Source organism: Oceaniglobus ichthyenteri (assembly GCF_003057885.1).
GTDB lineage: Bacteria > Pseudomonadota > Alphaproteobacteria > Rhodobacterales > Rhodobacteraceae > Oceaniglobus > Oceaniglobus ichthyenteri.
In genome coordinates, this window is sequence record NZ_QAGK01000005.1 from 54,094 (window position 1) to 65,166 (window position 11,073).

Genomic DNA, 11,073 nt, shown 5'->3' on the forward strand with positions numbered 1-11,073 from the left:
CGATGCGGTATTTGCGCCGTCAGGTCACGCCCTGACCGGCGCCGCGCACGGTTTCGATATGGCCCACCAACGCCGCCCGGCTAAGCGGTTTTGACAGGTGATGATCAATCCCTGCGGCGGCAATCTCTTTTTTGTCGCTGTCCATGGCATGGGCCGTCATCGCGACGATGGGGGTGTGGGGCAGACCCTGTTCCGCCTCATGGGCGCGAATGCGGCGCGCCGCCTCGCGGCCATCCATGCCCGGCATTGAAATATCCATGAAAATTAACTGTGGCTGTCGTGCGATGAACGCCTCAACCGCATCAGCGCCATTGGATACGATCTGCAGATCGATATTCGCGGTTTTCAGCATTTTTTCAAGAACCAGTTGATTGGTGCGATTATCCTCGGCCGCAAGAACATGAATCGGGCCCGGCGCGGCCTGTTTTGCCGCTGCGGGCTGGGCCAGATCGGCCAGGGCGTTCAACGTTTCAACCAGAACGCCGCGGGGCACCGGATAGACCAACCGTTTGGCAAACCCATCCTGGCCCGTCACGTTGAGGGCGGGATCACAGGTGATCAGCACTGATGCGCCCTGCCCGCTCGGCCCTTGGCCATCGGACAGCGAAAGAACGATACTGTCGGCAGGCATGGACCGGGGCGGCGTTTCATCAATGCGGACGGTCAGCCCCAAATGTGCAAGATGTGCCGCCAGATCATCGCGTATCTCGCCCTTGGGCCCGCAGATATGAACCTGTTCCAGATGATCGTGCAGTTTCACTGCCTCAGGCTGTTTGTCGGCGGGGCCGAGCGGCAGATCGACTGTGAAACAGCTGCCTTTCCCCAGGGTGGATGTCACCGCGATTGTCCCGCCCATCAGCGCGACCAACTGTCGGCAAATCGCCAGGCCCAGACCGGTGCCATCGAAACTGCGGTTTCTGTCGTCTTCAACCTGATTGAACTCGCCAAATATATGCTCAAGCTTGTCTTCGGGGATGCCGATGCCTGTATCGCTGACCTCAATCCGAACGGTGGTGCCGGGGGCCGGCGTTACGCGGATTGCAACGCGCCCGGCCTCGGTAAACTTTAACGCATTTCCCAAAAGATTGGTCAGAATCTGCCGCACCCGCCCACCATCGCCGTTTACCATGATTGGCTGATCCGGATGGAAGGACGCCAATAATTTGATCGGTTGACCGGAAATTGTGGGCTTCAACAGGCGCACCACATCCAACAGACAGTCCTCAAGGTTGAAAGGCGCGCTGAGCATTTCTGTGTGGTTTGCCTCGATCTTTGAAAAATCCAGGATGTCGTTCAGGGTGGCCAGCAGTGTTGCGCCAGACGTGCGGATTGTATCGACATAAAGGGTTTGTTCTGGGGTCAGGGCGCTGCCGCTCAGCAGATCGGCCATGCCGACCACACCATTCATCGGCGTGCGGATTTCATGGCTCATATTGGCCAGAAACGCCGATTTGGCCCGGTTTGCCGCCTCGGCGCGCTGACGCTCGGCCTCAAGGGCGGCGTGCTGTTTCTTGATTTCGGTGATGTCCATGCGCAGACCGACGCGCCCGCCATCGGGCGTTGCCTGTTCCAGAATCCGCAACCAACGGCCATCGGCCAATTGCTGTTCGACCACGCCATCCGCGCGGCGATGTTCGCTCATCCGCTCTTCAAGCCATTGTTCTTCGCGGCCCAACGCATCGGCAATCTGGCCGCGCGCCATGCTGAACCGCAAAATCGCCTCGAACGTTGTGCCATAGGGCACGTCAGAGTCTGACATATCATACATGGTGCGGTATTGCGCATTGCACATTACCATCCGATCCTCTTGATCAAACAGCACAAAACCATCGGGAATCGTTTCAACCGCGGCCCACATGCGCAACTGATCGGTCTGGTTGATGCCCAGGGTCACGGTGCCGCCTTCGGGGGTGCGCCGATCCATCAATTTGACGAACTGACCATTCCAAAGCCGCAAGATCATCGATTCCGGTTGATCGTCTTGCCACCGCCGCAACATTGCATCGATCCACGCATCGGCGGGGCCCTGGGGGTCGATGATGCCTTCTTCCACCAGAATATGAGTGATTTCACGGTAACTTATGCCGGGGCGCACGCAGTCCAGCCCATCAAAAATCGCCAGATACGCCTTGTTCGCCACCACCAGTTTATCCGCATCGTCAAACACCGCAAATCCATCGCGCACGGATTGCAGGGCCGACCATAATCGCCCCTGCGCCAACTCGGCCTCGCTATTTGCACGGGCCAGATCCGTGCGAACCTGATCGTATTCCGCGTGCAGGTCTTCGGTCTGGGTTTGAATCATCTCCATTTCTTCGCGTTTGGCCACAATCTGCCCGGTCAGGGCGCGGGCGTGATCGGCCAGCTTCTTATTGGCCGACTTCAATTCCCGCTGGCGCATTTCCAGCAATCGTTCGGCCGCCAACCGGGCGCGCCGTTCATTTGCAAGAAGCGTTGCAGTATCCATAAAAAATGTGCCCTGATCGACAAATTAACGATTGTTCATCCAGTCTTCGACGATTTGTGTAAACATCGTCTTAAACCCGGCATCACGGTTCGCTTGTCAGAGGGGGCAGGGCTGTGTCAGCATGGGCAGATTATCGTTGCATGAGGTTCCCCATGGCCCGCCTGATTTCATTGATTCTTTGCCTGTTTTCCCTATCGCTTCCGGCGCTTGCCGAATCTGTGATCCCCGAGCGGCGCCTGTCGGTCGAACGCGACACCGATTATTTCGGCAGCGATTTGCAACAAATCTTTGATACCACCTATCAGGTCTGCCGCACCGCCTGTCTAAGCGATTCTCAGTGCCGGGCTTTCACCTTCAACACCCGGTCAAACGCGTGTTTCACCAAATCGTCGGTCACGGATCGCCAGCCATATCAGGGCGCGTTTTCGGCCCGTGTCACCGAACAATCCGCCGCCACCCTGGCCCAGGCCGACAGTCGCAAATCCGAACTGACGTTTCTGAACCCCGATGATTTTTCCGATGCCCTGAGCGAAGCTGTGGCAGTGCCCGGCCGTCACAGCAATACGGGCCTGTCGGCGGTTGAACTGTTGCAATCGGCCCGCGATGCCCGCAGCGGCGGCAACACTTTGGGCGCGCTGCGGTTCACCGGTATGGCACTGGGGCTGACCGATTCCGCCGATTTATGGGTGGAATACGCCCGCCTTGCCCTGAATGCCCAAACCAGCGATCATGAGCAACGCCGCACCTATCGCCAACAGGCGATCAGCGGCGCGATCAACGGGTATTTACGGGCCGGATCGGTGCCGGTACAGGTATCGGCGCTGTCGGTCATGGCCGACGCGCTTGAGCGGAACAACCGTGGCCGCGATATGATTCCGGCGCTGCGCCTGGCGCAATCCCTGTCGCCGCGCGATGATATTGCCACCCGGCTGGAGGATGCGATTGGCAAATTCGGCTTTCGCATTGCTGATCATACAGTCGAAAGCGATCTGGCCAGCCCGCGCATTTGCGCGCAATTCAACGAACCACTGGTACAGGCCGGGGTAGATTATACCCCTTTTGTGCAAACCGATGTGTCGGGTCTGGCCATACAGGCCGACGGTGAAAAACTGTGCCTTGAGGGGGTAGAGCACGGCGCGCGCTACCGGGTGACATTCCGCGAAGGGCTGCCTGCCGCGTCGGGCGAAACCCTGGCCAAATCCGTGGTGCTGAATCTTTATGTGCGGGATCGTTCGCCCGTGGCACGGTTTGCCGGGCGGGGGTATATCCTGCCTGCGGGGGGGGATATTGCCCTGCCTATCGTCACGGTCAACTTGTCCGAGGTCGATCTGGTGCTGCGCAAAATCTCGGATCGCAATGTGGTGCGCGCCATCCAGGACCGCATGTTCGGCCAACCGGTGCCCGATTACCGCCAGGATGAATTCGCCACCGAGGTCAGCCAGGAAGTGTGGCGCGGCAAAGGCGTGGTGCAATCGGATCTGAACCGCGATGTCACAACCCGTCTGCCCCTGGGCGATGTGGCGGGGGATTTGACCACCGGCATTTATGCGCTTCAGGCGTCGATCCCGGGGGCCGACCCATGGGATAATCCGCCCGCAACCCAGTGGTTTGTGGTGTCCGATCTGGGCCTGACCACGCTGGCGGGCAATGATGGGTTGCACGGGTTTGTGCGCGCCCTGTCCACCGCAGCCCCCGTTGCGGGCGCCAAGCTGACCCTGTTATCGCGCGCCAATGCGGTTTTGGGCACGGCCACCGCCAATGAACAGGGCCACGCCATATTCGCCCCCGGTCTGACCCGTGGCACCGGCGGTGCGGCACCGGCCCTGTTACTGGTGGAAAACGGCGCCGATGACATGGCGTTTTTGCCCCTGACCGATCCTGAATTCGATCTGTCCGATCGCGGCGTTGAAGGGCGCGCAGCGGCGGGGCCTATGGATGTGTTTCTCACCACCGACCGGGGCGCATACCGCGCGGGCGATACAATCGTCGCCACCACCCTGTTGCGTGATGCACAGGCGCGCGCGATTGGCGATGTGCCGCTGACGGCGATTTTGTATCGCCCCGATGGGGTGGAATATTCCCGCACCCTGTCACCCACGGGCAATGCCGGGGGGCATATGTTTCGCCTGCCAACCGGTGGGTCGGTGGCGCGCGGCACCTGGCGGCTGGATATTCACGCCGACCCCGATGCCGATGCCCTGGCCAGCCAGCCAGTGCTGATCGAAGATTTCCTGCCCGAACGGATCGATGCCGATCTTACGCTGCCCGATGGCCCGCTGTCCCTGACCACGCCCGCCGCTGTGGCGATTGATGCGCGCTATCTGTTTGGCGCGCCGGGGGCGGATTTAACTGTTGAAGGGAACGTGCGCCTGTCTGCCGCCGAAGAACTGGCCGAATTCCCCGGCTATCGTTTTGGCCGCCATGATGAACCGTTTCGCCCGCAAACCGAATATCTGCCGACCGTGAAAACCGATGCTCAGGGGCGGGCCACCCTACCCCTGCGTTTTCCCGACATCGGGCCGGTCGATCGCCCGGTTGAGGCCCGGATCACCGCCCTGATTTCTGAGGGGTCGGGCCGTCCGATTGAACGGCGCATCACCCGCGCCGTGGCCGCCACCACCCCGATGATCGGGATCAAACCGGCGTTCGACGCCACCTTGCCCGAAAGCGCCGAGGCGCAATTCTCCCTGATCGCCACCAATACCGCCGCGCCCTTGCCGGTACGCTGGACAATCAACCGCGTGGAACGCCAATATCAGTGGTATTCCCTTGAAGGCCGCTGGGAGTGGGAGCCGATCACCCGCCGCACCCAGGTGGCCAGCGGCGATGCGACGCTGAGCACCACGCCAACCGCCATCACCGCGCCCGTAAAATGGGGCCGGTATGAGATCAAGGTTGAGCGGATGGGCGGCGAATACACCGCGTCATCGCAGGAGTTCTATGCCGGCTGGTACACCGCTGCCAGCGCCGTTGACACACCCGACACATTGGAAACATCGCTGGACCGCAGCCAATACGCCGTGGGCGATACTGCCACTCTGCGCCTTGTGCCGCGCTATGCCGGTAAGGCCCTGGTCACCGTCCTGTCCGACCGCCTGATCGACATGATCGCGGTGGATGTGGCCGAGGGGGAAAACACCGTTGAAATCCCCGTCACCGCCGATTGGGGGCCGGGGGCCTATGTCACGGCGACCGTGCTGCGCCCTTCCGGCGCGGCGGGTGAAACCGCGCCGGCCCGTGCCTTGGGCCTGACCTATGCGCCGGTCGATCCCGGCGCAGCACAGCTGAACGCCGCCTTCGAAGTGCCGCCCGAGGCGCAGCCGCGCCAACCGTTCGACATTGCGCTGAAGGTCAACGGCATCGCGCCGGGCGAAACCGCCTGGGCCAGCATTGCCGCCATAGATGTGGGCATTTTGAACCTGACCGGGTTTCAATCGCCCGACCCGTCGCAATATTATTTCGGCCAGCGCAAATTGGGCATGGCGATTCGCGATGTCTATGGACGGTTGATCGATGGCAATTCGGGGGCCATGGGGCGCGTGCGTTCCGGCGGCGATGCATCGGGCGGAATGCAGATGCAATCGCCCCCGCCCACCGAAGATCTGCTCGCCTTTGTCAGCGGGCCGGTTCAGGTGGGGGCCGATGGTGTGGCCCGCACCACCATTGATCTGCCTGCGTTCAACGGCACCGTGCGCCTGATGGCGGTGGTGTGGTCAGATACCGGCGTGGGCCAGGCCGAGGCCGATGTGTTGGTGCGTGACCCGGTGGTTGTCACCGCCACCCTGCCCCGGTTCATGGCGCCGGGCGATACATCGCGCATGTTGCTTGAGGTGGTCCATGCCACCGGGCCAACCGGCCTTGTCGGCCTGACCGCCGGGGCGGCGGGCGTCACGCTCGATACCGGCGCGCTGCCTGCGCAAATCCCTCTGGGCAAGGGGGAAAAACAGGTCTTCAGCGTGCCGATCACCGCCGGGGCGGTGGGCGATTACACGATCACCCTGGCCCTGACCACGCCGGATGGGGCGACGTTGAACAAACAACTGACCCTGCCGGTGCGCCTGAACGATCCCGAAACCCACCGCACCAGCCGGTTCACCCTGGCCGCGGGCGATACATTTACCTTCGATGACAACGTGTTCGCCGGGTTTCGTGCAGGCACAGGCACCGCCACGCTGACCGCCGGCCCCCTGGCCCGGTTTGACAGCCCCGGATTATTGCAAGCCCTTGATCGTTATCCCTATGGCTGCACCGAACAGGTGGCCAGCCGGGCGATGCCGCTTTTGTATCTGTCGAACGTGGCCGATGCCATGGGTCTGGGGACACGGGCGCAATTGAGCGAACGCATTGAACAGGCGGTCACGCGCGTTTTGACCAACCAATCCTCGGGCGGCAGTTTCGGGTTATGGCAAGCCGGGTCAGGCGATTTCTGGCTCGATGCTTATGTCACCGATTTTCTGTCGCGCGCCCGTGCCCAAGGCATCGCGGTGCCGGACAGCGCGTTTCGACAAGCCTTGGATAATCTGCGCAATCGGGTGAATTACGCCCCCGATTTCGATCAGGGCGGCGAAGATATTGCCTATGCCCTGCATGTTCTGGCGCGTGAGGGTGCAGCGGCCATCGGTGATTTGCGCTATTACGCCGATACCAAATCCGATGCCTTTGCCACCCCCCTCGCGGTGGCACAATTGGGCGCCGCACTGGCCGCTTACGGCGATCCGACCCGCGCCGATGCCCTGTTTGCACAGGCCGGGCGCATGCTGTCCCAACCCCAACCCGACAATGCCGCGCGGCAATGGCGCAGCGATTATGGCACCCACCTGCGCGATACCGCCGCTGTCCTGGCCCTGGCGGTTGAGGCGGGCAGTACCGCGATTGACCGCGAACAGGCCGCCAGCGCCATCGTGCCCTTGCAAGGTGGGCCGCAGCTTTCAACCCAAGAGGCGGTGTGGTCCCTGCTTGCCGCAAACGCCCTGTTGGACGATAAAACCCAAACCGCGCTGACGGTGAATGGTCAGGCGCCGCAAGGGCCGCTGATCCAGGTGCGCGATGCTCAAACCGCCACCGGACCGCTGACCATTGCCAACACCGGCCGCGATCAAACCACCCTGACGCTGACCACCTTTGGTGTGCCCGAGGTGCCCGAACCAAAGGGCGGCGAAGGTTATGCCATCACCCGCACCTATTTCGATATGAACGGCACGCCCGTCACGCCCAGCGCGGTGCCGGTGGGCACGCGGTTGGTCACGGTGCTGACGGTGCAACCCTTTGGCGACACCGAGGCGCGGTTGATTGTGAATGACCCACTGCCGGCCGGCTTTGAAATCGACAATCCCAATCTGCTGCGCAGTGGTGAGATTGACGCACTTGATTGGCTGAACGCCACCCAGGATGTGGAGCACAGCGAATTTCGCACCGACCGGTTTATCAGCGCGATCAACTGGCGGTCGGATCAGGCCTTTACCCTCGCCTATATCGTGCGCGCGGTGTCGCCCGGTACGTTCCACCACCCTGCCGCCAGCGTCGAAGATATGTATCGCCCACGGTTTCGCTCCCGTACCGAAACCGGGCAGGTGCGGGTACAGTGACCCGATATGCGGCTTGATCGCTGGCTGTTTGCCCTTGCGGCCTGCCTGACGCTGATCGGGGCGGGGCGCGATGAGTTCGATGCCTGGGTCGATGCCACCGCCCTGCCGCCCCTTGCCATTGAAACCGCGCCCGAGGTGCGGGATCGCGATGGCGATTTGTTGCGCGCCTATCAGGTGGGCGATGGCCGCTGGCGGCTGGATGTGACGCAAGACGGGGTGGATGCGCGGTTCATCGCCATGCTGCTGGCCTATGAGGATAAGCGGTTTTACCACCACGCGGGCGTTGATTTGCGCGCGGTGGTGCGGGCGGCGGTGACATCTGTGGCACAGGGGCGGCTGACCTCAGGCGCATCAACCCTGACGATGCAGGTGGCGCGATTGCTGGAAGAGGGGCCGACCGGCGAGATCAGCGGCAAACTCCGCCAGATCCGTGTCGCGCTGGCGCTGGAGCGGCGGTTGAGCAAGGCGGAAATCCTGGCGCACTATCTGCACCGCGCGCCCTATGGTGGCAATGTCGAAGGGGTGCGCGCCGCCACGCTGACATGGTTTGGCAAGGAACCCGCGCGCCTGACCCCGGCGCAATCGGCGCTGTTGGTGGCCCTGCCACAATCGCCCGAAACCCGCCGCCCCGATCGCCACGCCGATGCCGCGCGCACCGCCCGCGCGCGGGTTCTGGCGCGCATGGCATCCGCCGGGGTGCTTGACGCCGAAACCGCCCGCGCCGCCCTGCGCGAACCGATCCCGACCGCGCGCCGCCCGTTTCCGGCCCATGCGCCGCATCTGGCCGACCGCCTGATTACCGCCAATCCCGGCGCGCGCCATATCACCACCCTGCACCGGCCCACCCAAGTGGCGATTGAATCCCTGGCCCGGCAGGCGGTGCGCGGGCAGGAACAGCGTCTGTCGATTGCCATTGTGGTGGCCGATCATCAAACCGGCGCGGTGTTGGCCCATGTCGGATCGCCCGATTACGACAACACCCGCCGACAGGGGTTTGTGGATATGACACAGGCGCTCCGCTCGCCCGGATCGACCCTGAAACCTTTGGTTTATGCCATGGCGTTCGATCAGGGATTGGCCCATCCCGAAACCTTGATTGACGATGTGCCGATGGCCTTTGGCAGCTATGCGCCGCAAAATTTCGATGCCCAGTTTCGCGGCACCCTGCCCCTGCGCCGCGCGCTGCAATTGTCGCTGAACCTGCCGGTGGTGCAGTTGACCCAAGCGATTGGTCCCGCCCGCCTGTTGGCCGATATGCGGCGCAGCGGTATGCGCGCCGAATTGCCCGGCGGCAAACCGGGTCTGGCGCTGGCGCTGGGTGGTGTCGGGGTCACGTTGGAAGGAATGGTGCAACTTTACGCCGCGATTGCGCGCGGCGGCAGCGGCGTTGCGCTGCATATGGTGCCGGGTCAGGGTGGGCCAACAGCAAACCTGATCGCGCCCGAGGCGGCGTGGCATGTGGGCGATATATTGGCGGATCTGGCCCCGCCGCCCGGCGCACCCCGCCGCGCGATTGCCTATAAGACCGGCACATCCTATGGCCACCGCGATACCTGGGCCTTGGGGTGGGACGGGCAGCATGTGATCGGCGTGTGGATGGGCCGCCCCGATGGCACGCCGGTGCCCGGCGCCTTTGGTGGCGATCAGGCGGCACCGGTGTTGTTTCAGGCGTTTGGCCGGGTTGCGCCCCAGCGCGTGCCATTGCCCCCCCCGCCCCCGGCCACGCTGATGGTGGCCAGTGCCGATCTGCTCGCGCCCCTGCGCCATTTCAACAACCGCGCACGGGCCTTTGCGCCCGACCCCGACGCGCCGCATATCGCCTTTCCGCCCAGCGGCGCGCGCGTATCGCTGAACGGCGGGCCATTGGTGGTAAAACTGCGCGCGGGGCGGCCACCGTTTACCATTCTGGCCGATGGCCGCCCGGTGATCCGCCGCCTCAGTGGGCGCGAGGCCTGGATCGATGCGCCGGGCACCGGGTTTGTCAGCCTGTCGGTGATTGATGGTTTGGGCCGCTCGGCGCGCACCGATGTGCGGCTGGATTAACCGGCAATATCACCGCGCAACGTGACCAGAGTGATTTCCGGCGGTTGTGCGATGCGCAGCGGAACATGGGAATATCCCAGCCCCCCCGACACCACCAGATGGTTGCCGTTTTCCTCGACATGGCCATAGGCATAGCGCGCCTTGTATTCAGACGGTGTCAGCGGCCGCCAACCAAAGAAATTCGCCTGCCCGCCGTGGGTATGGCCCGACAGTTGCAACAAGGCCCGCGGATTGTTCAGGGCAAAACAATCGGGTTCATGCGCCATCAGGATCGCCGGTTCATCCCTCGGCACCATGCGAAATGCCAAATCCGGGTCATGGCGATGCGTGCGGTGTTTCCAATGTTTGTGGCCCAGTTGGCTGTCATAGCCCACAAGCCAGAATGGCGCGCTTTGATGATTCAGGCGATGCGCACTGTTCAGCAGTACCGTCAGCCCGGCGTCTTGCAAGGCATTCAAGGCGCGGCTTTGCTTGTAATCGGTGCGCTTGGCTAAATCGTCATCACGCCAGTCGTGATTGCCCAATATCGCATAGACCCCCAGGGGCGCGTGCAACTGGGCCAGAATGCCGGCGGTCTGTTCGGGGGTGGCAAACCGGCCCGGCGTGGGCAGGGCGGCGATATAATCGCCCATCAACAGCACCAGATCCACCGGCATCGCATTCACCCGCGCCACCACACGTTCAAGGTGTTCAGGCCCGTTCCAGGGCGATGTGGTGTGAATATCCGACAGCATCGCAATATGCAACGGCGGACCGGTCCAGCGGTGCGATGACACGTCGTGATGCACCACATCGGGCGCGCCCCGGCTCACGAACAAACGCCGCCATCCCCGGCGGCGGTTTTCGTGGTCTTTCAATCCGCCGGTTGGGGGGGCTTGGGTCATCTGTGCCTCGGGGCTGTAAAGCGTCACATATTGCCCCTTTGACCGGTGATGCCAAGGGCGCGCGCCCGGAAAGGCGGATCTGCCGGATCGCCCG

General features: G+C 62.9%; 4 protein-coding genes. 2 read left to right on the plus strand and 2 right to left on the minus strand.

What is annotated here, in order from left to right; translation table 11 throughout:
- Positions 1-19: 19 nt before the first annotated feature.
- Positions 20-2,467 (minus strand): PAS-domain containing protein, encoded by a 2,448-nt coding sequence (locus C8265_RS09080; protein WP_108483692.1) that lies wholly within the window; start codon positions 2,465-2,467, stop codon positions 20-22.
- Positions 2,468-2,619: 152 nt separating this feature from the next.
- Here C8265_RS09080 and C8265_RS09085 point away from each other — a divergent pair, with 152 nt between their 5' ends.
- On the plus strand, positions 2,620-8,052 hold the full coding sequence (locus C8265_RS09085; RefSeq protein ID WP_108483693.1) for an alpha-2-macroglobulin family protein: 5,433 nt from the start codon (positions 2,620-2,622) through the stop codon (positions 8,050-8,052).
- Positions 8,053-8,058: 6 nt separating this feature from the next.
- Complete coding sequence (gene pbpC, locus C8265_RS09090; RefSeq protein WP_108483694.1) at positions 8,059-10,095, plus strand: penicillin-binding protein 1C; 2,037 nt, start codon at positions 8,059-8,061, stop codon at positions 10,093-10,095.
- On the opposite strand, the gene C8265_RS09095 is transcribed toward pbpC, so the two are convergent.
- A complete protein-coding gene (locus C8265_RS09095; RefSeq protein ID WP_164512308.1) occupies positions 10,092-11,006 on the minus strand; it encodes a metallophosphoesterase in 915 nt (304 codons plus the stop codon). The two genes, pbpC and C8265_RS09095, sit on opposite strands and share 4 nt — an antisense overlap.
- Positions 11,007-11,073: the final 67 nt, after the last annotated feature.